Below are 20,748 nucleotides of genomic sequence, written 5' to 3' on the forward strand. Positions count from 1 at the left end.
TAACATGTTGTTTCAAGGGGAACGAATCAGGTTACGTAAAATGAAAATGGAGGACGCAACGACATACTATAATTGGCAAAATGATATGGAAATCGCGCCGTTGGTGAATCCTTTCATCGACTCCCTATCTTTTCATGAAGTTGAAGAGAATCTGAAAGGAATGCTTCGTGCTGAGAATCGTAAAAATTACATCATTAAGCATCTTGAAGCTGATAAGCCGATCGGGTATATTGGTTTGTTCAACATCAATCATTATCATAAAAATGCAGAATGTTTCATCGCGATCTGTGATCCTGAATTTCGAGGGAAAGGTTTTGGCCAAGAGACAATGGAGCTTTTGATGGAATACGTGTTCAAAGAAATGAACATGCACCGTCTTTCGCTTAGGGTTTTTGCTGATAACAAACACGCGATAAGGATGTATGAAAAGATAGGATTCCAGGTTGAAGGACACCTCCGGGAAACACGATTCCATGATGGAAAGTGGCAAGATTCCTATATCATGAGCATTTTACAGTGCGACTATCTGAAAGGATGAAAATAAGAACTACTACATCAAATTGATTGTAGTAATTTTTTGTTGTCATGGAAACTCAATTTTAAGTTGACGGATCCCTGTCCGAACACGAGACAACTTCGGACAGGGAATGGAGAAAATAACGAAATTGTTTTGAACTTTGTTCCCATTCATAGAAAGACGGCGTTTTTTCCCCGATGGTATCGCCCAAAACGACAACAAAATGTAAATAATATTAAAATTATAAATAAAATTCAAAAAACTATACATAAAATTTACATTATATGGTACTATAATCCTATCTAATAGGAAAGGGGATTATAGAGTAAGCGTGTTTTGCACCTTAGACCTTCAAACATATCATTACTTTGGGGGGATTTATTTATGGGGAAAATGAATGGTGAAGAGTATTTGATTAATGGTGAAACAATGGTGATTCTGCCGCACTTTGATGCTTTTGGAAATCTGCATTCGCTGGTGATCGAATCCGAAAGAGAATTGATTGTCAAGCAGAAACCAATTGAAATCATGAAAGACAGCTGCTTGTACTATGGTTCGAGTTTACAAGGTAGAGTGGACGGCGCCATCCATGTAACAAAGTTCAGTCGTATGGTTCCGATCATGATCTGTAACCGTGCAGGAATTTTTTTCTTTCCAACTCAATCATCAAAGAGCGAATCGTGTATTTGGATCGCTCATAGTCATGTGAAAGAAATCCTGCCACTCCATACAGAGCATTGTCAGGTTGTGTTGACGAACAACAAAACCGTTCCGGTACAAGTGACGAAAGCGGTCATGGAATCCAAAGTCAACAGGGCAGCTCAATACCGTCATCTCGTTAATCAACAACAATTGGCTCAACAGTTAACTTGTAATCCGATGAACCTGGATCAACTAGTTGCTCTTGAATCAACAGGTGCATATACGTTTACACAAGATCATCTCGAATTGAATTGAATTGAACCTTTCTAACTGAAACTTTTAAAGTTCCCATCCGTACATAGAAGAAAGACTTGATCTATAAGGGGTGAAGGGAAGTTGATCATTGGTGGAGCATTAATGATTGGGATTGGCCTTGGTTTTATTTTTGACCAGGTCCAAGCAGGAACCTTATTAGGATTAGGAGTTGGATTGTTAGTCCAAGGTAGCCTCAAATATATTAAGAAAGGATCATGACAGCTGCAAAATGTGTAGCTGTCTTTTTTTCGACTTTTATTATAGGTACAGTTAAAAGGTTAATGTTGATTCGTTTAGTAAATGTCTTTGTGCGGTATTCGCGACTCTCCTGTAGGAAAGGCGACCGAGGCATGGCCCCGCGGAAATAACAGTTCATTAAAAAAGTTAATCAAACCTAAAGGTTTCCGTCATATAGAATTCATATTCATCAATTAACATTCAAGTTGACGTCATGACCATGGCACTGTTCTAAAACATTTGATGAAAAAATAGATTGGATGGTGGAGGAAGGTGTTAAGTGGCAATGCAAAAATACTCAATTTATGAATGGGAAATGCACGGAATTCATTTGTATGGAAGAGAAAAACGATTATGGAATTTTCAATGCTCCGAATGCTTTGGCATTCAATCGGTCGAAGATATTTTGAGGGCAGGCTATCCACCGAACCTAGCTTATTCCTATTGCCAGAACTGTCATCATGAGGCGAAACAAGGAACGAACGGGAAAGGGAAGATCATTGAAGTGAATGCGGATGTAAAAGTGGAAATATTCGATTTCGCATAAAAAACGGGACTGAGCCAGAGTCATCAATTTGCCTTTGCGGGCAAGTCGACTGATCTGGCCAGTCCCTTTTTTCTTTTGCTTTGTAATACTTTATTGTTGATTATTGCGAAATTCACTCCCTTTCCGCGTACGTAAGAAAAGCGGAAGCGACCCGATTAGTCACGAAGGTCACTGGAATACTGACGAGGATGCTCGAACCAAACAAAGACTTGGTTCTGCGTGGGCACACTCATAAGGATGTCAATCAATGTGTTGCCGCCGCAGGAAGTTTGAAGTGATCCAAGTGACTGGTCGCTGAGCTGGACGTCACTTCCTGCATTTACCCACTTCCGCAAGCCTCCTCACTTGCACAGGATCTCAACACAAAAATGAAATCATTTTCGTGTCTGCTATGGGAATTCTTAGAAGCTTTCCTTATGCTGGCTTCGACGTTCACCACAGGACGTGGTGGTATTTACTCGAAGTTCATTAATATAGTCGAAAATCCTTTTAAAGAGTGTGGGGTCTCGCTTGGCTCGCTTTTCCCGCAGGAGTGTCATGAATTTCGGTGAAATCGAACTTAGTTAGAAATCAACAATATTATTTAACAAAGCCTTCTTTTTAAAAATCATATCTAGCGAAAAAACTCGGTTGAGCCAGTTAGATCGCCCAGTTTCCGTCCTTGAATAGTTGTACTTTCTCACCGTCATTTGTCTCAGCGACAATATCCAGGTCAGCTGATCCGATCATAAAGTCGGTATGGCCACGGCTTTGGTTGACACCGCGTTCTTCCAGCTCTTCTTTGGATAGTTTGCCGACATCTTTTACAGACATGGTAATTGAAGTTCCGATTGCAAGGTGGCAGGATGCATTTTCATCATAGAGTGTGTTACTGAAAATGATTCCGCTGTTTGAGATCGGCGAGTCGTATGGTACAAGTGCAACCTCACCTAGAAACTTCATTCCTTCATCGATTTCAAGTAATTGTTTTAACGTGTCATAGCCCGTTTCCGCATTGAAATCAATAACTTTTCCGTCCTCAAACGTCAAGCTGAAGTTGTTGATGAGATTCCCCATGGCGGATAAAGGTTTTTTACTGGAAACGGTTCCGTTCACACCATTTTTATGTGGTGTCGTGAATACCTCTTCTGTCGGAAGGTTCGGTATGTATGACGTATTGAAGGTCGATTCATGACCGCCGCCAATCCATAGGTGTTCAGGATGCAGATCAATTGTAAGGTCTGTACCCTCGGATTTATAATGGAGCGTCTTGAAACGCTTCTCGTTCAAGTAATCTACTTTTTCTGAAAGTGCTTTACCGTGTTCTTCCCAAGCGGCTACAGGATCTTCCTGATCGATACGGACCGTTTTGAATATCGCTTCCCAAAGGGCTTCGATTGCTTCGTTTTCACTTTTATCAGGGAACACACTTTTCGCCCAGCCAGCTGTAGGGACGCCTGCGATTGCCCAGTGAATATCACCGTTGAGCTGTGCTTTTGAGAAGTTTTGCAGCTTTTCCCCGCGGTTCTTCTGTACCCACATCAAGCGTTCTGGTGAAACTCCCCCATATGCATTAGGGTCGTCTCCCGTAATGTTCAACAAGCAGTCGTTGTTCTCTGCGAGACTATTATACTTGTCAATTTCCCACTGAGGCAGATCATTCTTCAATGTTTCTTCAGATGCACCTTCCAAGTGGTAACGGGAAGTTACGGTATCCTTCCAGTCAACATAAACGCGATTACATCCGTTAGCATAAGCATATTTTGTGACTTTGCGCGTAAACTCTTTTGCTTCAATCGGAGAAAGGATCAACAAGCGTTGTCCTTCTTGTATATTCAATCCGGTTTTTACAACGAGCTCAGCATATTGATCCAACTTTTCCTCAAACGTTTTCATAAAAATCCCTCCTCTAGGAAAATATTATCATAGTTCGTTGAAAGGTGTTAGGGAAGAGGTAGAGGATTGGAAAATTTCTCAGTAACAACCCAATAAATGGTATGATATTGAAAAAGGGGTGGTTGCAGGTGCCATTAGAAGAAGGTATTTTTGGATTATTGGAAACTGGATATGTTGTGAGTCTAGCTGCAATATTTTCAGTTATCTTATTTATGATGTTAAAAGATAATCAACAACGATCCGCGTTTGTCTGGATTCTAATCCATATTTGTTTGAACTTTACTACCATATTCTTTTTATCAAAGTCCCTTGCAACAGATTATCTACAGGTAACGGCTTCTTCTGAGGAAAATTCATTATTAATTGGCATCTCGGGTCTTCTTTGGTTCTTGGGCTTAATCAGTCTTGTAATTTCGGTATACAAGTTTTCAGTAGTTAGAAACCAAGCAGTCTAGCAGATTATGACAAGATTGCGTATAGGGGGAAGGACTTTGCTGAAAAGGAAATCTGGGGATCGTAAAGATTGGGAGAGAATCACGAAAAGACGTTACGCTCAAACCTATCTTGAGATGGACTCATTTAAAGGATACATAACGTTATTGAAAATGGATGAAATTAAAGAACCGTTGTATATACAGTAAGGTGAGCAGGAGCTTTGTATTGTGGATCAAGGATATAGTTGGCTGCAGCAGTTTCCAGATTACATGCATCATTCAGTGACGACGATGTTTGGTGAAGAGGGCGAAATTATACAATGGTATATCGATATTTGCTCTGAAGTTGGACTGGATGAAAATGGTGTGCCTTGGGTGGATGATCTATTTCTCGATATTGTCGTATTACCATCAGGTGAAGTCATTCTTAAAGATGATCATGAACTTGACGATGCACTGGAAAAGGGGACGATAAATCATACTCTACATCAATTGGCCCTAAGTGAACGGGATGATATCATACACAAATTAAAGCAAGGAGAGTTTTCTATCCTCAATCAATCAAATATGCATATGAAATTACTTCTGAAGAAGCTAACAGAAGTAAAATCATGACTCGTAAAATTATTTGGTGTGTAATCGGTGTGGTTGTTTTGGCTTTACTAGTAGCAATCTTCCTCCCCGCTGTAACACTCCACTTTGGGAAAAGTTATGGTGGTCAGGTTTATGGGTTTGAAAAAGGTGAGGAAGATCATTATGCGGAACAGCCAGGTGATAATTGGGAGATCTCCTTTTATGCCGTCACTTTTCACCATGAAGATATGTATACAGATCCACAATCCGTCATGGTAATCAACTTTAAGAACGATGATCCGCCAATAAAGTTCACCTATTCTGTTGAAGGGACAGATGTGACTGAAACAATTGACCTTCATCATGCTAAGGCGTTCGTCCAACTTCCTCAAAAATCAGTTGAACCGTTTTTATACGATTTGTATGAACAAGGTCCACACAGCACTTTGAAGGTGAAAATACATTGGAATGATCAACAAGAGACGATCGAGCTGCCATTTTTAACATCATTCAGTAGAAGACAATTTCCCTGGTATTTGAAATTCATGGAACGAGAACTGCGTTAAAGGGAGGGTTGTTTTATGTTTAAATGCATAATTCTGGTTTGTGGGATAGCCTTATTGGCTGCATGTTCTCAAGGGACTGAACAGCATTTTGAAGATATAATTGATGTTAGCGATATTGAAGAAGTATCAGTAAGTATATTGGAAAAAGGAAGCTTTCGACTGGATGATCGAGGCGCTATCAGTCATTTCAATCAACTACTTGAAGAGGAAAGATTTCAACAAGCGACACAGAGTGAGGTGACAGAAATTTTTAAGTTGAGTCACACACCTGAACTCAAAACGATCAATATTTATTATGAAATTGGTGAAGGGTTTGACGGGTTTGGAATGACTCTAATAGAAGATGGAAGCATGGGTTTCATCAAATTTAAAGATGGAAAAGGGAGCAGTTTTTATAAACTTACCCAAAAGTCCCCTGAATTTTTCGAAGAAATTCTCAGCTATTCTGAAGATGAATTGGAAAACAGAAAGAAAGAGGTTCAAGTTCTCGATTTAATTGAGGAAAAGGAAAATAGGGAGAGGACGATTGAGGTGGAATTAATTGAAGGAAAGGTTCCTGGTGGTGAATAAGCGTTTGATACGAATAATCGGGATTTTCATTACTGTTTCACTTACCTTTTGGGGTTACACGTATTTTCAGAATTCTTCAATTGAAAAAGTATTGGAAGGAAAGGTTGTCCTGGACGTTGTTCCTATTTCCACCAATGATTATTTAGTGATTTATCAATCTGATCAAATGATTCACTGTGATCACTATTCTAAAGGATTCCTTGGTTGGGGATTGGATGGTTCAAGTGCTCCGGCTATCATGAATCGTGCTGAGGATACGATTTTTCGAATCGATAATTTCAGTGTGATCTCGATAGACAACAAAGGATTTCTGTACGGTTATGCCGATCCAATGAAAATCAAACAGATCAGGTTCCAAAACGATGACTTCAGCGTCAGCACAAATGTCGAATCCTCCTACTGGTACCTCCCTATGCTGAGTGAAGAGACTAGTTTTAAGGCTGAGCAACTGAGCGTGGTTTTGGAAGATGGAACAGAAGTGCTCTATCCTTTCGAGAACATGAATTAATGCATAGAAAAGTTGAAGCAGGTGGAATAAACTGAAGGAGCGATGGCTATGTCGGTATATAACAAGTTAATCCGAGATCGGATTCCTGAAATTATTGAAAATGGTGGGGATTCATACCAGACTCGTATTTTGGATAAAACGGCGTACATAAAAGCACTAGAGGAAAAAGCGTTTGAAGAACTGAAGGAATACCAGGGAGCAGCAGATGCTGAAGAAGCACTTGAAGAATTGGCTGATTTGATGGAGGTCATTCATGCTTTGATAAAGGTACGGGGCTTCACTGTTGATGAATTGGAGTCAGTGCGAAAGAGCAAAACCGAAAAACGAGGTGCCTTTTCTGAGCGTATTTTCTTGATCGATGTAAAAGAGAGTGGGGAGTAATGGATGAACGGTTCCTCCTATTATGATCAACATGATTTCTTTGAACAGTTTCAAAAAAGGCGAAACAGATCAGAAAGTCCAAATAATGCTATGGAAGGCCCAGCATTGATGTCCTTGATCAGAGAAATTGGCGGCATGCATATTTTTGATCTAGGCTGTGGTGATGGTCAGTTCGGGACTGAAATTCTCTCTTTAGGAGCTTCAGGCTATCATGGGGTGGATGGATCAGAGAAGATGATTGAACAGGCTGAACGGAATTTGAAGGATACAACAGCAACCATAGAACGGGCTGACCTGAATGAAATCAAGATAGAAGCGAACAGGTATGATCTGGTTGTTTCGCGTTTCGTCTTCCATTATATCGCTGATGTAGCAGACCTTTTCCTGAAAATCTATCGTGGATTGAAAGACGGTGGTAGGTTTGTGTTCAGTGTCCAACATCCTGTAATCACAGCTTCAATGAAAAGTGCGGTTGGAAAACAGCGTACAGACTGGATTGTGGATGATTATTTCAGTCAAGGAGAACGGATAGAACCATGGATTAACCAACCGGTGACGAAATATCATCGCACCACAGAACAATATGTTTTCGAATTACTCCAAGCAGGGTTTTCGCTGGAAAATCTGAAAGAAGGAATCCCGGAGCGGCACCGGTTCAGCTCAATAGAAGAATATGAACGGCGCAAACGGATACCGCTATGCCTGATCTTAGCGGCAGAAAAACGCTAGAAGTGCCAGTCGCCGAATGAGGCACCTAGAGCCCCAAGCACGCTCAATCGGTGCCTGGCACCGATCAGAAAGTTTTTTATACCAAGGGGGTTGAAACGGTGCCTGGCACTTGAAGATTTTTGCAGGATTTTGAGTCTTATTGGAGAAAGCTATTGTAGGAAATTATCAGATAAAGGGGTGGAAGCTGTATGAATCAAGTTGAAGAGACCCACAGGGTTGCACTTGTAGCAGATAAAATACTAGAAAATAAACAGAAGATTGCTGAGGATATCGTCAGGCTACGATTAGAAACTGTCCAAACCGATAATGATTTCTTAATGAAGGATGCATTGAAAGAGAGAGCGTTGAGTTTGGTGGAATTGATTGGTACCAATTTAAAAAAAAGTGATCCTGTTGATTTCAATGAAGCGATCAGTTGGGGCAGCGAAAAAGGGAAAGAAGCTGTCGTAAAGGAGGTGCCGATTACCGAAGCACTGCAAAATACATATTATTACCGGAAAGCGATTTGGATGTACATCGCGGAGATTGCAGAACAAGAAAAACTAAGTAGAGAAACGATCATTAAAGTAGCGAATAGCTTAGACCCTGTTTTGGATCAGGCAGTATTTGGATACAGCAAAAGTTATGTAGAATACAACCTGGAAGTCGCAAACAAGTATCAAAATACATTGCTAGAACTCTCCGTTCCGATCGTCCCCTTGTTTAAAGGTGTAGCAGTCTTGCCGCTAATAGGTGATATTGATACAAATCGTGCAAAATCCATACAAGAAAAAGCGTTGGAACGCTGCCAGGAGTTGAAATTAGAGCGCCTGGTCATCGATTTATCTGGTGTTGCTGTTGTCGACACGATGGTTGCCCATCATATTTTCCAATTGGTCACCACGCTTAAACTTCTTGGAGTCAAAACCTTGATTACTGGAATACGCTCAGCGGTTGCGATAACGGCTGTGAATTTGGGTATCGATCTCCATGAATTGAATATTTACACTTCTCTACAACAAGCACTGGATGCATTGGGGTATGGTTTGGTTCGCGAAGAAACCATCAAATAATCAGAAAGGTAGGATCGTATCAATAAATACATCAACTGGAACATCATCCTTTTTTTACTTTTGTTACAATGGTTAGTCACACCCATTGGAATACCCAACCCTGAGGACTTGTTGTTGGAACGGTTCATGCTCGGACTAATTCTATTTTTTGAACTGATAAACGAATGGAGAAAGATCATTCAGACGAAAAATGTGTTTGGGTTGTATGCGTTGTTTATAGGTTTTTTGCTTACAATCCTTATTGTGGATTTACTTATAAAAGGTTATGAATCATTTGCATCAGCGATATTTGGTGTTGGGATGGCGTCTTTGTATGATAGGTACAAAAAAGATTTTAAAGCAGAACATGAATACCAACAATAAGAGTAGGCTGTCATGTTATTGAATAAAATCGTCTGTGTAATCCTGCCCAAGGGTTACACGGCCGATGCCTTCTTCTGCTAATTTTCTCTGTAGCTGTTCTAGAATAAATAGCGTGACCATTTCATTCAATTCTTCATTGGACAGCTCTTCTAGTTGCTCTAAAATTTCTTCTCGTGATTTGGCTTCCATCAGTCCATAGACAATCGGATACATATCTTCTTCATCAGCTGAAAAATGATATTTGAAGGTATCATAAATTTCATCGACCAGTTTCATCTATTATCACCTCAAGGTTAATTTGCCCTTGACGACGCCCATCATTCACGTGTAAAATCTTGAAGTTTTTTCGCATATTTTTTAAAATAATAATCATAATAGAAGATGTGTTCAATATTAGTGGGCTATAGCCAAGTGGTAAGGCAACGGACTTTGACTCCGTCATGCGCTGGTTCGAATCCAGCTAGCCCAGCCATACATAATGACACCCTTGATGGGTGTTTTTTTCTTGAGCGGATTGTTTGATACAGTATAAGAACGCCTGTTACGGTAACGTTAAATGATTTAAAAAAGTATATCTACTCACCTTATTAAAGAAAGAGGGATGGATGATGGATCCACTATTTAATACAGGAAAATTAGGTAAAGTTGAATTGAAGAACCGTTATATGGTAGCACCGATGACCCGTGTGAGTGGGGAAGCCGACGGACGAGCGAATCATAGAATGGAAAAGTATTATGAACGTTATGCAAAAGGTGGTTTCAGTGCGATTATCACCGAAGGTATCTATCTTGATGAGTCCTACAGCCAGGGTTATCACAACCAACCTGGTATCGCAAACGAAAAACAAATGGAAGCATGGCGATCTATTGTTGAAACAGTTCAACATCATGGGTCTAAACTAATCGCACAACTCATGCATGCTGGGAGTCAAGCACAAGGGAACCGATTTACAAATGAAACGGTCGCTCCGTCATCAATCACTCCGAAAGGGGAGCAGCTCCCTTTTTATGGTGGATCTGGTCCGTATAAAGAGCCGAAAGAACTCACGCTGGATGAGATTGAAAATGTAAAGAATTCCTTTGTAAAGGCGGCTATCCATGCCAAAGGTGCTGGATTTGATGGTGTCGAAATCCATGGAGCAAATGGCTATTTACTCGATCAATTTTTGACTGACTATTTGAACCATAGACAGGACCAATACGGTGGTTCACTTGAAAAACGCCTTCAATTCATGCTTGAAATCATCGACGTCGTTCGTCAAGCAGTTGGAGATGACTTCATGGTAGGGATTCGAATCTCACAAGGGAAAGTGGCTGATCAGGAATATAAATGGCCGAATGGTGAGAAAGATGCATTTACGATTTTTTCACAGCTTGGTGAAACCACCCTTGACTACATTCATGTTACAGATAGAGATGGTTCTGAACCAGGCTTTGGAGTGGGGACGAAAACGCTGGCTGAGGCTGCCAAAGAATTCAGCCGTCTCCCGGTCATAGCTAATGGCGGATTAGGGGAGCCAGAGAAAGCGCGGAAACTGATTGATCAAGAACAAGCGGATTTTATCAGCCTTGGTACTACCGCATTGGCTAATCCGGATGCACCGAACCGCATCAGTAAGCAAGTGCCTTTAAAAGAATTCAATGCAAAAGAAATACTCATGCCTAAAGCTGAAATCAAAGACAGTGAATTGAAGGAAGAAATTATTACTGGTTAGAACTCTAGGAAAGGCTGCCATGTCACATAGGGATGTTTGTGGCGACTTTCCTTTTTCATATTGACAAGTGTAAGCGTTTTCTAAAACGATTGACAAATAGGGTCGAAATCCGACATAATGGTATTAAATGAATAATATGCGAATGAAGGTCGCGGGAGAGTCGGACATTTAATACCGACACCGAAGGAGCAAGTTCCAGAAAACCATGGAACAAATCTCTCAGGTAAACGAACTGCGATCGGACGCATCTCTGGAGAGCGCGAAAGCCACCAAAGGGGTAACCAATAATCTCTCAGGTAAAAAGGACAGAGCGGGTGAATTCACCTTCTTTGTCCTTTTTATTTTTTGTGTAAAAAAGAGCTCTCTTTGATAAGGAGGTATTACAATGGGCTACAATAGTTGTTTTGATATTATCGGGCCGATCATGGTTGGTCCATCGAGTTCACATACAGCAGGTGCGGTTTGGATCGGCAGAGCGGCTTATGAACTTTTAGGCGGTGTGCCGGATCATGCTGAAATAAAGTTATTCGATTCTTTTGCGGAAACTTATCAAGGACATGGTACAGATAAAGCTATCCTTGGTGGTTTGCTAGGCTTTGATACAGAAGATACTCGGATCAAACATGCATACGATTTTGCCTCAGATGCCAATCTGAACTGTGAGTTTGTGTTAGAAGAAAATTGCAAGGAGTTCGATCACCCGAATGTTGCGATTCTGACCGTTCAACTGGGAACCCAGAAAATGGTCATCGGTGGCGCGTCGGTTGGCGGTGGACTTGCTAAAATTTTTAGGATCAACGATTACAAGAATTTAGATATGTCTGTCAGTACGTTTGACGATTTGAAAAAGATTGTCCGACGTATTGCCGAAGAGGTTGCATGAAAGGGAGGTGAGCAGAATGGATATCCAATCAACAGCTGATCTGCTCGACTTTTGCGAACGTGAAAATAAGACGATAGCTGAAGCGATGATTGAGCAGGAGCGTGTGAAGTCGGGAAAATCGAAGCAAGAGATTTTCAACATGATGAAAGAGCGATTGATGAAGATGCAGCATGCAGTGGAAGAAGGACTGGATGACGCATCAGAAGCTCCGAGCGGAATTTCCGGCGGCGATGCTGTGAAAATGAAAGCCTATATTGAAGCGGGGGACGTTTTATCTGGATCGATCATCAGTGATGCTATGGCTTGCTCGATGGCAACTTCAGAAAGCAATGCCCGCATGGGTGTGATCGTTGCTACCCCGACAGCTGGTGCAGCTGGGATTTTGCCAGGTGTGTTATTTTCCCTTCATAAAAATACCGAAATGGAGTTAGATGATCTGGTCATGGGGTTGTTCACGGCGAGTATGCTCGGTTATATCATAGCTAACCGATCGTTCATTTCCGGTGCAGCAGGCGGTTGCCAGGCGGAGGTCGGCTCTGCAACTGCGATGGCAGCAGGTACGATCGTGGAATTAAAAGGTGGATCTCCAAAGCAAGCGGTTCATGCTACAGCGATGGCGATGAAATCGTTGCTTGGGCTCGTCTGTGATCCAGTTGCTGGTCTGGTTGAGGTACCATGTATCAAGCGGAATGTCATCGGAACTTCGATTGCATTTTCATCAGCAGATATGGCACTTGCTGGGGTGGAAAGTAGAATTCCATGTGACGAAGTGATCGATACGATGTATGATATTGGTAAGAACATGCCGCGCCCTCTTAAAGAGACAGCATTAGGAGGGTTGGCGATCACGCCGACAGGTCAAAAAGTGAAAGAGCGGCTATTTTCAAAAACTGGTCTTGTAAATCGACTGGGAGGAGGAAAGCATGATGAACCTCACAATAACGGAAATGGCACTTCACGAACTGAAAAAGCTGAAGTTGGCAACAGATAAAATTCTCCGTATCGATGCTGAAATGCAAGGTGGGTGCGGAACGATGATGAAATTCAAATTGATTGAAGATGATTCGCGAAAGAGTGATTCAGTCATCCAATCAGAAGGAATCGAGTTCTACGTCGATCATTTTACAAAACGAAATCTTGATGATGAATTGACATTGGATTACCATCCAGAGACAGGCTTCGTGTTCGAGTCTGAATGGGGTCCGATGGGACTTGAATGTCATCTTGCTTGAAAAACTGCCCGGTTTCGGGTGGTTTTTTTTGTAGGTGAAAAACGTAATTGCTCAAGGTTGCCTGGAAATTGCTCAAGATGTCATTGAATTTGCTCAAGGTTGCCTGGAAATTGCTCAAGATGTCATCGAAATTGCTCAAGCGTACATCAAAATCGCAGTTTTTCAATTATGCACTTCATCTACACACAGTTTTCTTTTTTTATGAGAAACAAAAAGTACTGACCCGGTTCAAGTCAGTACTTCGTTAAGGTTACTGCATTTGGTTCGTTGTTTGGTTAGACTGACCAGCAGCCATCCCACCCATATTTCCCATTCCTGGAATCATATTTTGCAATTGACCAGCTTGTTTTCCAGACATCATGTTGTAAGCAGCGGCACCAATACCTACAGATGCGATGATAGGCAGCCATTGAATGTTTCGTCTGTTCATTTTGTAAATACCTCCTTTACTCAAGTGAACGTAAGACATTACTTATTGTGTTCTTCCGTGACCTCAAAATGTTAGTAGAACAATCCCATTTTTACATGTTAAAAGCATTAAGGCGAAAAATAGGATAAGGCAATCTGGGTACCATAAGGATAAATTACTGACAAGGGATGTAACCGAGTAATGGTAAAACGCAGCTTATTTAATAATCAGTATTTTACTGATTGTATTTTTCCATTTATGTGTTCGAGTTTGCCACATCACACAAAGCGCTTGAGAAAAATTCAGGTGGTTCGTCTTCCAAGTCAGTCGTGTTTTTACTGGTTGATTCTTTGAGGAGAAACCTTTACAGCAATCAATTGAAAAAAGGCAAAGCGCTAGCAATTGATAATTTGATGAATTATGGTCAGCTGCGATCTGAAGTGCCCTTTTAACCGCCCATGTCTGTAACCATTGACAGTACACTTTTGACTGGAACCTATCCCAATGAGCATGTACGAGTTTGTCGGTTCCCATATCCCTACACACATCGGTTATGGAAGGATTGGATCATTGCATAAAGCCGATTCTGTAATTACAACAAACGCTCCACAATTTGAATGTGTTATTATCGATGACCAAGTGAAGCTGATTAAAGGGAAAAAGGATACAAATGCCGAAGAAGATTTAATAAGGTAGTTAAAGAAATAGGAGAGGGAAGAATGTTTAAATTCATACCGAATAATAAAAGCATGATCCAAACAGAGCTGGAGATCATGAACTCGAACTCGCAGTTTAATTTATGGTCAACTGATAAGTCTGTAATGGAGGATGCTGATGTTTTAAAAGAACATGAGGAAAGCGAGCAACTGGGGTCGATACGTTGGATCGTTCAATATTGGGAAGATATGATCGGACTTATCGATTACTTACCCGAGAATCCTAAAGATGGCTTCCCCTGGATTGGTTTGTTCGTCTTACATAGTGATTTTCAAGGGAGAAGTTTAGCGAGTTCGGTTTATGCGCTTTTAGAAGAAAATTTGAAAAGCTATGGTCATACTGAAATCCGACTGGCTATTTTAGAAAAAAACAAACCAGGTATACGCTTTTGGGAAAAACAAGGCTTTGAAAAATACAGTGACGGCGAGTTGGATGGCAGGAGGATTGAAAAGTGGCGGAAAGAACTGAAATAATGAATGAACTGGAACGTGATCGGTATTTTCTTCAGATAGCAATGGAAGAGGGAGCTAGAGCAGAAGAAGCGGATACTGTCCCTATCGGTGCTGTGTTAGTTGATTCCAAAGGTGAAGTTTTTGCATGTGGACGAAATCATGTCCATTCAGAAATGGATGCCACTGCTCATGCAGAAATTGATGTGATTCGCAAAGCCAGGGAAGCAATGATTAAATCATCCGATGAGCGCCAATTCACGTTATATACGCCTGTCGAACCTTGTGTCATGTGTTCTGGCGCCATTTATTTGGCTAACATCAAACGGGTGGTCTGGGCGCTAGATGATGATAATTTTGGAGGGTTTCGTGAATTGAAACAACATCCAAGATATGAAGCACGTTTAAAAAAGATCAGTACTACTTCCATGCCTTTTGAGGATATGGCGAACTTCCAACGTGACCGTATGATTCGTTGGGATTTAAGGAGAGGAAAGCAAAATCACTGGCCAGAAGTGGCCATGCAATAATTTCTTCGTTTTATATCATGGGTTTTGTTAACTCAGACAGTTGATTTCTGACTATGTTGATTGAAGCGAAATTTACGACACTCCTGGGGGAAAAGTGAGCCAGGCGAGACCCCACAGCGAATTATGGATCTTCGACTATAATAATGAACTTCGACTAAATACCACCACGTCCTATGGTGAACGTCGAAGTCAGTACATCCTGTACAAGTACGTCCTGTTGTGAACGACGAATCCAAAAAATGAAAGTCTTCTAAGAATTCTGATTGCATACACGAAAATGATTTAAAGTATAACAAAGCCTTTATCATAAAAAGTACAATCCATCTTTTTACATTTCAAAAAAGGAGTCTCCTAATCGATGCAGAATTTAGCTAGTGGATTCTAAATTTGTTAGGAGGTTTTTTTATGCAAGCGCAAACCTTGATTGAGGAAATCAACCAATTAGGTGAAGAACTCCTGAAAAAGAAAAAACAGCTTTCAGAATTGAGAAGAGATGTACCCGAAGAGCGGATTGAAAACTACAGATTCAGGAACAAAGAAAATGAAGAAGTAACACTTGAGGAATTATTCCTAGATAAGGATGAACTGATTGTCATCCATAATATGGGGAAGGGCTGTAACTATTGCACGTTATGGGCTGATGGATTTAATGGTGTCCATCATCATCTGATCGAACGGGCTGCTTTTGTTGTAAGTTCGCCGGATGAACCGAGTGTCCAGGAGGATATAGCAGCAGAACGCGGGTGGAGGTTCCCGATGGTCTCGACGAAAGGGACGACCTTTAAGGTAGATATGGGTTATGAAAAAGATGGTTCCTATTATCCAGGTGTTTCTACTTTCCGTAAAAACGAAAATGGTGAGATCTTTCATTATGCAAACGCACCCCTCGGTCCAGGAGATGACTTCTGTTCGGTTTGGCCTTTATTCGAACTGTTGCCAGGTCGTGAGGGATCGTTCCAGCCGAACCGTAAAATCAATCAAAGATCCTCGTTACAACTGACCAATAATGTCGCGATCCAGGTGAAAAATTACCCTGCTGCCATTGAATTTTACGAAAACGTAATCGGTATGAAACCAGAAAGGACCTTGGGGAATGAAACAAAATTATCCTTCAATGGAATGAATTTTTATATGGAAAGAGCGGATGCAAACAATGTCTATTTCGAGTTTTCGACCGATGATTTTGAGGGTATGAAAGAGCAGTTGTTAGAACAGGGATGCGAAGTTACGAAAGAATATAATGAGAAAAGCATCATGATCGCTGATCCCTATGGCATGAAGTTTCACCTCTTTGAGAGCAGTAATCGATAATAGAAAGGGCTGACCCAGAAGTGCTGTACATAGGGGGATTCTCATGACTCCTTGATGTAACAGTTTAGGAAAGACCGATAACGGACACAGGAGCTCTTATTTACCAAAAAATCCGTACATTTATAAAAATACCGGACACCAGAGCCCTTATTTCGTTAACATTTTTGTAAATCAGATCATTTGTTCACAGATAACGCCACTGATGTCCGTTAAATTAAGATACCCTGCATTTTCTATACAAATAACGGCTCTGGTGTCCGTTACGATTTCAGAAAAATCCCATGTAAATCAAAAAGGCTGACCACAACATTGATGAAAGTGATGTTTTGGTCAGCCCTACTTAATTAGAATAAATACACTCGTGCTTCGAAAGGTTTGAGTGTTACAACATCTCCACTTTCGTCGATTTCATCATAGTTGGTGAGGAGAAGTTCTCTGTCCGAACCAGCTTTTACTTCATTTAAATCAAAACTCACCTCATTGCTGCATAAGTTCGTGATGATCAACGCTGTCTGGTTATCATACATACGGCTATACACGTACAGTTGCGGATGCTCCGGCAATAGTAAATCATAGTCTCCGTAAACGAGCACATCATATCTTTTACGAATCTTGATCAATTCTTTGTAATAGGTTAGGACCGAATCCGTGTCATTCTGTTGGTTTTCCACATTGATTTCGGTGTAGTTCGGATTAACGCCGATCCACGGTTTGGAATTCGAAAATCCACCATATTCACAATCGTTCCATTGCATCGGTGTCCGGGAATTGTCACGACCTTTCGTCCAGATGACTTCCATCAGTTCATCATGTGTCTTCCCTTCACGAAGTCCTTCTTTATAAAAATTCAGCATCCCGACATCATTGTACTCCTCAATAGAAGGGAACTTCACATTCGTCATCCCGATCTCTTGTCCCTGATAGATATAAGGTGTACCTTGCATTAAAAAGTAACAAGTTGCCAAGGCCTTTGCAGACTCCTTATGATAGTTCTGATCGTCACCGAAACGGGAAACCGAACGGGTCTGATCATGGTTTTCAAGATAGAGTGCATTCCAACCTCGATTTTCCAATCCTTTTTGCCAGTCAGTCAGGATCTTTTTAAAATGGATCAGATCGAAGGATGTGTCATTTCCTTTCTCCCAAAGCCCCATATGTTCGAACTGGAAGATCATATCGAAGTATCCATTGTCTTCGCCAACCCAATCTTCTGCACCCTCAATTTTAACACCATTGGCTTCGCCGACAGTCATGATGTCATAGTTATCAAACGTTTCCTTCTTCAATTCCTGAAGGAAAAGATCGATGCCTTCACGGTTCATATGACCATCGAAGGAAGGAACGTATTTTTTATTGTCGGGATTCGGCATATCAGGGAATTCAGGAACCTTTTTGATATGGCTTATTGCATCGACACGGAAACCATCGATACCTTTATCAAGCCACCAATTGATCATGTCGTACACTTCTTCACGGACCTTTGGATTTTCCCAATTCAAATCAGGCTGCTTTACATCAAAAATGTGCATGTAATACTCATCCGTTTTCTCATCATACTTCCAAGCAGAACCGCCGAAAATCGATTCCCAATTGTTCGGTTCGCCGCCATTCTTTCCAGGATGCCAAATGTAGTAATCACGATATGGGTTGTCTTTTGATTTCCGGGATTCGATGAACCAGGCATGCTCATCAGAGGTATGGTTGACGACAAGGTCCATGATCAATTTCAAGCCGCGTTCATGGGTCTCAGCCAATAATCGATCGAAATCCTCCATCGAGCCGAATTCATCCATGATACCTTTGTAGTCGCTGATATCATAGCCGTTATCGGAGTTAGGAGATTGATAGATCGGGCAAATCCAGATAACATCGATGCCAAGATCCTTCAGGTAATCCAATTTTGAAATCACGCCTTGAATATCGCCGATCCCATCGCCATTGGTGTCTTTAAAACTGCGCGGATAGATCTGATAAACAACGCTTTCTTTCCACCATTTTTTAGCCATACATTTCTCTCCTCTATCGCTGTCTCTTTTTCTTTATACTTAGATTTTTGTTAAATAATGTTGATTCGAAATTCAGTCCCTTTCCACGGGCGAACAGTGAGCCTCCTCACGAACTTGCAGTTCGTTGCGGGGTCACACCTGGTCCGCTGTTCCCGCAGGAGTGTCGTGAATTTCGTTTAAAATCAACAACGAAGATTAACAAAGCCTATACTTAAAGAAAGGATAAATACTTTCTTCAGTATAAGTGCAACTATGGCTCAGCCTCCGCTAAGGCTTGGCTTTACCAAGGTTAAACTGTATCGATATTTACTATCATTAGTGCAAGCGTTTGCATTAGTCAATATCCTTATGATACCTCTTTCCTTTTTGTATTGCAATGTCTTATCGAAGGTTAAATTTTCAGTGGAAAAAAGAGGAGGATCCATACAACTTGTGGAAGTAGAGGTGTGCACAAGCAGCATAGATTTTTAAAATTGAAGGTGAGTACATGTCAGAGGAACAACGGCTAAAAGAGTTGGAAGAGCGTGTCAAAAAACTTGAGAATCAACTAAGTGAGATGCAAAAAGCTGATCCACATAAAAGGGTGGACCAGGTGAAAACCGTTCAACCTGTGCAAAAAAAAGAAGTACCCAAAGCGGATGCTCGTCAGTCAGTCGAGGAGGTTCCTCCCTGGGAGCACCCAAAAGATCCAATGGATTGGGAACGGGTCATTGGTCAAATATGGTTACCGAGGATTTTTATTTTTGTCTTATTGTTAGGGGTGATCTGGGGATTCAAGGCAGCTTCGGAAGTAGGTATCATCAATGAGTCTGTGCGTTGTATCCTCGGATTTGTAGCAGGAGTCGCTCTGATCCTGGTTGGGGAGATACAGATCAGAAAAGGACGAAATGCCCTGGGACAGGTACTTTTAGGTGGATCGGTCACAGTCCTCGTGGTTACGACTTTTGCAACTCATGTCTTGTATGGATTCATCGGACTGTCGGCAGCATTCAGTATGAATCTTATCTGGATCGTGCTCGGCATCTATTTCGCAATCCGTCATCGGTCAGAGGTGCTCGCAGTACTTGCGACTGTTGGCGGTTACTTCATTCCGTTCTTGTTGGACAGCAATACAGCCAATACGTGGTTTTTCGTAAGCTATGTGACGATTTTCTCCATCATCATGCTAGGATTCGCATTGTGGAAAAAGTATTCGAAGCTTCACGTTGTCGCAATGGTCCTTTTACCGGTCGTCCTCATGCTTTACATGGTATTTGCAATCCTACCGATTTATCCGGTTGCTAAAGGAGACCTTGGAATTTTAAGCTACGGTATGTTTTTGCAGCATCTTGCTTTATTAGGAGTATTTTTAACCTATAAAGTGTACCCGAAAGTTCAGCAGTCAGTCTTGTTGATCAGCTTTCTAGCGAGTCTAGGTTTCATGTACCAAGGCTTCGACCGCAGCAATTGGCCAATAATCTTGCTCGGAATCGCCATCGTATATTTCATTGTGTACGTGTATGTCCATTTTAAAAAGATCACCAATACCAGTACAGTGATTTTCCCGATTTTGCTGCTGAGTATGTTGTTTTATTTCATGGAGGTCTTTACTGGACGTGAACTGGCAATCATTCTGTTGCTTCAGGGAACAGCAGCGATCTATATCGGTCTGATCAATAAGATCAAGTTGCAGCTTTGGAGCGGTGCATTTGTATATATCATTGGACTATTGCATACGATCACCGTACAGATTGAAGAAATTAATTCAGCGCCGATGTACAGCTGGACTGTGCTGATTGCAACATTGTGGTTTCTGACGTACCTGGCTAAGAAGGATATCGAGATTATACCGAACGAATCTCGAAGATTGTTATTCGGGACAACAGCAGTCGCACTCCTTGCGTATATCAGTCAATTAAGCTATGTATTCACGAAATATGAATCGGTGAACACTCAATATCTGACGATGACCCTCTGTTGGATTGTCTATGCGGTTTGCGGAATCGTGTATGGGGTGGTTCGGAACAACCAGGCGGTACGGATCGTCGGTATCATTCTCCTCTTTTTATCTTTAGGTAAGTTGATTTTCATCGACTTACCGAATGTCTCGATCGTCGTCCGTGCAACCCTATTTATGATTGTCGGAGCTACAGGAGTCGTCGTTTCACGTTTCTTCTACACGAAAGACAAAAGCGAGTCAGTCTGAAA

28 protein-coding genes, 1 tRNA gene and 2 riboswitches are annotated in these 20,748 nt (G+C 41.3%); of the genes, 25 read left to right on the forward strand and 4 right to left on the reverse strand.

The window, feature by feature from the left end:
* The first annotated feature begins 4 nt into the window (after positions 1–4).
* The 4 genes from KOL94_RS01725 (at position 5) to KOL94_RS01740 (ending at position 2,258) form a co-directional block, all read left to right on the forward strand.
* Complete coding sequence (locus KOL94_RS01725) at positions 5–538, forward strand: GNAT family N-acetyltransferase (RefSeq protein ID WP_221563526.1); 534 nt, start codon at positions 5–7, stop codon at positions 536–538.
* 363 nt (positions 539–901) lie between these two features.
* A complete protein-coding gene (locus tag KOL94_RS01730; RefSeq protein WP_221563528.1) occupies positions 902–1,474 on the forward strand; it encodes a competence protein ComK in 573 nt (190 codons plus the stop codon).
* Positions 1,475–1,555: 81 nt separating this feature from the next.
* Positions 1,556–1,693, forward strand: coding sequence for a hypothetical protein (locus tag KOL94_RS01735; protein ID WP_221563531.1), 138 nt, complete (start codon positions 1,556–1,558; stop codon positions 1,691–1,693).
* A gap of 304 nt (positions 1,694–1,997) precedes the next feature.
* A complete protein-coding gene (locus KOL94_RS01740) occupies positions 1,998–2,258 on the forward strand; it encodes a VVA0879 family protein (RefSeq protein ID WP_221563533.1) in 261 nt (86 codons plus the stop codon).
* Between the two features lie 639 nt (positions 2,259–2,897).
* Here KOL94_RS01740 and KOL94_RS01745 read toward each other — a convergent pair.
* Positions 2,898–4,133 (reverse strand): aminopeptidase, encoded by a 1,236-nt coding sequence (locus KOL94_RS01745; RefSeq protein WP_221563534.1) that lies wholly within the window; start codon positions 4,131–4,133, stop codon positions 2,898–2,900.
* 101 nt (positions 4,134–4,234) lie between these two features.
* Here KOL94_RS01745 and KOL94_RS01750 point away from each other — a divergent pair, with 101 nt between their 5' ends.
* The 10 genes from KOL94_RS01750 to KOL94_RS01790 all read left to right on the forward strand — a co-directional run bounded on the left by KOL94_RS01750 (position 4,235) and on the right by KOL94_RS01790 (position 9,309).
* Positions 4,235–4,588: a hypothetical protein gene (locus tag KOL94_RS01750; protein WP_221563535.1), complete on the forward strand. Its 354-nt coding sequence runs from the start codon at positions 4,235–4,237 to the stop codon at positions 4,586–4,588.
* Positions 4,589–4,624: 36 nt separating this feature from the next.
* The gene (locus KOL94_RS25075; protein ID WP_260412166.1) at positions 4,625–4,774 is read left to right on the forward strand and encodes a hypothetical protein; all 150 of its coding nucleotides are present in this window, start codon (positions 4,625–4,627) and stop codon (positions 4,772–4,774) included.
* A gap of 21 nt (positions 4,775–4,795) precedes the next feature.
* Entirely contained in the window at positions 4,796–5,182 is a 387-nt protein-coding gene (locus KOL94_RS25080) for a ribonuclease FAU-1 family protein (RefSeq protein WP_311775094.1), read from the forward strand.
* Positions 5,179–5,706 (forward strand): hypothetical protein, encoded by a 528-nt coding sequence (locus tag KOL94_RS01760; RefSeq protein ID WP_221563536.1) that lies wholly within the window; start codon positions 5,179–5,181, stop codon positions 5,704–5,706. Before KOL94_RS25080 ends, KOL94_RS01760 begins: the two co-directional genes overlap by 4 nt.
* Before the next feature lie 15 nt (positions 5,707–5,721).
* Positions 5,722–6,276 (forward strand): hypothetical protein, encoded by a 555-nt coding sequence (locus KOL94_RS01765; protein WP_221563537.1) that lies wholly within the window; start codon positions 5,722–5,724, stop codon positions 6,274–6,276.
* 4 nt (positions 6,277–6,280) lie between these two features.
* Entirely contained in the window at positions 6,281–6,784 is a 504-nt protein-coding gene (locus KOL94_RS01770) for a hypothetical protein (RefSeq protein ID WP_221563538.1), read from the forward strand.
* A gap of 48 nt (positions 6,785–6,832) precedes the next feature.
* A complete protein-coding gene (locus tag KOL94_RS01775; protein WP_221563539.1) occupies positions 6,833–7,165 on the forward strand; it encodes a nucleoside triphosphate pyrophosphohydrolase in 333 nt (110 codons plus the stop codon).
* 3 nt (positions 7,166–7,168) lie between these two features.
* Positions 7,169–7,894 carry a class I SAM-dependent DNA methyltransferase gene (locus KOL94_RS01780; protein ID WP_221563540.1) on the forward strand — a complete coding sequence of 242 codons (726 nt, stop codon included), beginning with the start codon at positions 7,169–7,171 and terminating at the stop codon, positions 7,892–7,894.
* Positions 7,895–8,082: 188 nt separating this feature from the next.
* Positions 8,083–8,946 carry an STAS domain-containing protein gene (locus tag KOL94_RS01785; RefSeq protein ID WP_221563541.1) on the forward strand — a complete coding sequence of 288 codons (864 nt, stop codon included), beginning with the start codon at positions 8,083–8,085 and terminating at the stop codon, positions 8,944–8,946.
* Between the two features lie 60 nt (positions 8,947–9,006).
* The gene (locus KOL94_RS01790) at positions 9,007–9,309 is read left to right on the forward strand and encodes a hypothetical protein (protein ID WP_221563542.1); all 303 of its coding nucleotides are present in this window, start codon (positions 9,007–9,009) and stop codon (positions 9,307–9,309) included.
* Positions 9,310–9,324: 15 nt separating this feature from the next.
* Here KOL94_RS01790 and KOL94_RS01795 read toward each other — a convergent pair whose 3' ends face one another.
* Positions 9,325–9,585 (reverse strand): DUF6154 family protein, encoded by a 261-nt coding sequence (locus tag KOL94_RS01795; protein WP_221563544.1) that lies wholly within the window; start codon positions 9,583–9,585, stop codon positions 9,325–9,327.
* Between the two features lie 121 nt (positions 9,586–9,706).
* Here KOL94_RS01795 and KOL94_RS01800 point away from each other — a divergent pair.
* The 6 genes from KOL94_RS01800 to KOL94_RS01825 all read left to right on the forward strand — a co-directional run bounded on the left by KOL94_RS01800 (position 9,707) and on the right by KOL94_RS01825 (position 13,344).
* Positions 9,707–9,781: transfer RNA gene (locus KOL94_RS01800), tRNA-Gln, on the forward strand.
* Positions 9,782–9,917: 136 nt separating this feature from the next.
* Complete coding sequence (locus KOL94_RS01805) at positions 9,918–11,024, forward strand: oxidoreductase (RefSeq protein ID WP_221563546.1); 1,107 nt, start codon at positions 9,918–9,920, stop codon at positions 11,022–11,024.
* A gap of 142 nt (positions 11,025–11,166) precedes the next feature.
* Positions 11,167–11,269, forward strand: a riboswitch (glycine riboswitch).
* Positions 11,270–11,343: riboswitch (glycine riboswitch) on the forward strand. It begins immediately after the preceding riboswitch.
* 66 nt (positions 11,344–11,409) lie between these two features.
* Complete coding sequence (locus KOL94_RS01810; protein ID WP_221563548.1) at positions 11,410–11,907, forward strand: serine dehydratase beta chain; 498 nt, start codon at positions 11,410–11,412, stop codon at positions 11,905–11,907.
* Between the two features lie 16 nt (positions 11,908–11,923).
* Positions 11,924–12,898: an L-serine ammonia-lyase, iron-sulfur-dependent, subunit alpha gene (gene sdaAA, locus KOL94_RS01815; protein ID WP_221563550.1), complete on the forward strand. Its 975-nt coding sequence runs from the start codon at positions 11,924–11,926 to the stop codon at positions 12,896–12,898.
* Positions 12,885–13,139, forward strand: coding sequence for an iron-sulfur cluster biosynthesis family protein (locus KOL94_RS01820; protein WP_260412168.1), 255 nt, complete (start codon positions 12,885–12,887; stop codon positions 13,137–13,139). Before sdaAA ends, KOL94_RS01820 begins: the two co-directional genes overlap by 14 nt.
* A gap of 34 nt (positions 13,140–13,173) precedes the next feature.
* Complete coding sequence (locus KOL94_RS01825) at positions 13,174–13,344, forward strand: hypothetical protein (RefSeq protein ID WP_221563554.1); 171 nt, start codon at positions 13,174–13,176, stop codon at positions 13,342–13,344.
* A gap of 45 nt (positions 13,345–13,389) precedes the next feature.
* On the opposite strand, the gene KOL94_RS01830 is transcribed toward KOL94_RS01825, so the two are convergent.
* Positions 13,390–13,569, reverse strand: a complete 180-nt coding sequence (locus KOL94_RS01830; protein ID WP_221563556.1) for a hypothetical protein — start codon at positions 13,567–13,569, stop codon at positions 13,390–13,392.
* A gap of 483 nt (positions 13,570–14,052) precedes the next feature.
* Between KOL94_RS01830 and KOL94_RS01835 the strand changes: the two genes are divergently transcribed.
* From KOL94_RS01835 to KOL94_RS01850, 4 genes are all read left to right on the forward strand, one after another.
* Complete coding sequence (locus KOL94_RS01835) at positions 14,053–14,244, forward strand: hypothetical protein (RefSeq protein ID WP_221563558.1); 192 nt, start codon at positions 14,053–14,055, stop codon at positions 14,242–14,244.
* Between the two features lie 23 nt (positions 14,245–14,267).
* Positions 14,268–14,738, forward strand: coding sequence for a GNAT family N-acetyltransferase (locus KOL94_RS01840; RefSeq protein ID WP_221563560.1), 471 nt, complete (start codon positions 14,268–14,270; stop codon positions 14,736–14,738).
* Positions 14,717–15,244, forward strand: a complete 528-nt coding sequence (locus KOL94_RS01845) for a nucleoside deaminase (RefSeq protein ID WP_311775095.1) — start codon at positions 14,717–14,719, stop codon at positions 15,242–15,244. The genes KOL94_RS01840 and KOL94_RS01845 overlap by 22 nt, the downstream gene beginning before the upstream one ends.
* Positions 15,245–15,649: 405 nt before the next feature.
* Positions 15,650–16,555: a DUF899 family protein gene (locus KOL94_RS01850; RefSeq protein WP_221563562.1), complete on the forward strand. Its 906-nt coding sequence runs from the start codon at positions 15,650–15,652 to the stop codon at positions 16,553–16,555.
* A 344-nt stretch (positions 16,556–16,899) separates the two neighbouring features.
* Here KOL94_RS01850 and KOL94_RS01855 read toward each other — a convergent pair whose 3' ends face one another.
* Positions 16,900–18,561, reverse strand: coding sequence for a glycoside hydrolase family 13 protein (locus KOL94_RS01855; RefSeq protein WP_221563564.1), 1,662 nt, complete (start codon positions 18,559–18,561; stop codon positions 16,900–16,902).
* Positions 18,562–19,048: 487 nt separating this feature from the next.
* Between KOL94_RS01855 and KOL94_RS01860 the strand changes: the two genes are divergently transcribed.
* Complete coding sequence (locus KOL94_RS01860) at positions 19,049–20,746, forward strand: DUF2339 domain-containing protein (protein ID WP_221563566.1); 1,698 nt, start codon at positions 19,049–19,051, stop codon at positions 20,744–20,746.
* Positions 20,747–20,748: the final 2 nt, after the last annotated feature.

The organism is Alkalihalobacillus sp. TS-13, from assembly GCF_019720915.1.
GTDB lineage: Bacteria > Bacillota > Bacilli > Bacillales > Fictibacillaceae > Pseudalkalibacillus.

Excerpts from the sequence above, each read along its gene's own strand:
- KOL94_RS01725 (WP_221563526.1), top strand. The coding sequence starts at position 5 with ATGTTGTTTCAAGGGGAACGAATCAGGTTACGTAAAATGAAAATGGAG.
- KOL94_RS01730 (WP_221563528.1), top strand. The coding sequence starts at position 902 with ATGGGGAAAATGAATGGTGAAGAGTATTTGATTAATGGTGAAACAATG.
- KOL94_RS01740 (WP_221563533.1), top strand. The coding sequence starts at position 1,998 with ATGCAAAAATACTCAATTTATGAATGGGAAATGCACGGAATTCATTTG.
- KOL94_RS01745 (WP_221563534.1), bottom strand. The coding sequence starts at position 4,133 with ATGAAAACGTTTGAGGAAAAGTTGGATCAATATGCTGAGCTCGTTGTA.
- KOL94_RS01750 (WP_221563535.1), top strand. The coding sequence starts at position 4,235 with ATGATATTGAAAAAGGGGTGGTTGCAGGTGCCATTAGAAGAAGGTATT.
- KOL94_RS01760 (WP_221563536.1), top strand. The coding sequence starts at position 5,179 with ATGACTCGTAAAATTATTTGGTGTGTAATCGGTGTGGTTGTTTTGGCT.
- KOL94_RS01765 (WP_221563537.1), top strand. The coding sequence starts at position 5,722 with ATGTTTAAATGCATAATTCTGGTTTGTGGGATAGCCTTATTGGCTGCA.
- KOL94_RS01775 (WP_221563539.1), top strand. The coding sequence starts at position 6,833 with ATGTCGGTATATAACAAGTTAATCCGAGATCGGATTCCTGAAATTATT.
- KOL94_RS01780 (WP_221563540.1), top strand. The coding sequence starts at position 7,169 with ATGAACGGTTCCTCCTATTATGATCAACATGATTTCTTTGAACAGTTT.
- KOL94_RS01785 (WP_221563541.1), top strand. The coding sequence starts at position 8,083 with ATGAATCAAGTTGAAGAGACCCACAGGGTTGCACTTGTAGCAGATAAA.
- KOL94_RS01795 (WP_221563544.1), bottom strand. The coding sequence starts at position 9,585 with ATGAAACTGGTCGATGAAATTTATGATACCTTCAAATATCATTTTTCA.
- KOL94_RS01805 (WP_221563546.1), top strand. The coding sequence starts at position 9,918 with ATGGATCCACTATTTAATACAGGAAAATTAGGTAAAGTTGAATTGAAG.
- KOL94_RS01810 (WP_221563548.1), top strand. The coding sequence starts at position 11,410 with ATGGGCTACAATAGTTGTTTTGATATTATCGGGCCGATCATGGTTGGT.
- sdaAA (WP_221563550.1), top strand. The coding sequence starts at position 11,924 with ATGGATATCCAATCAACAGCTGATCTGCTCGACTTTTGCGAACGTGAA.
- KOL94_RS01830 (WP_221563556.1), bottom strand. The coding sequence starts at position 13,569 with ATGAACAGACGAAACATTCAATGGCTGCCTATCATCGCATCTGTAGGT.
- KOL94_RS01835 (WP_221563558.1), top strand. The coding sequence starts at position 14,053 with ATGAGCATGTACGAGTTTGTCGGTTCCCATATCCCTACACACATCGGT.
- KOL94_RS01840 (WP_221563560.1), top strand. The coding sequence starts at position 14,268 with ATGTTTAAATTCATACCGAATAATAAAAGCATGATCCAAACAGAGCTG.
- KOL94_RS01850 (WP_221563562.1), top strand. The coding sequence starts at position 15,650 with ATGCAAGCGCAAACCTTGATTGAGGAAATCAACCAATTAGGTGAAGAA.
- KOL94_RS01855 (WP_221563564.1), bottom strand. The coding sequence starts at position 18,561 with ATGGCTAAAAAATGGTGGAAAGAAAGCGTTGTTTATCAGATCTATCCG.
- KOL94_RS01860 (WP_221563566.1), top strand. The coding sequence starts at position 19,049 with ATGTCAGAGGAACAACGGCTAAAAGAGTTGGAAGAGCGTGTCAAAAAA.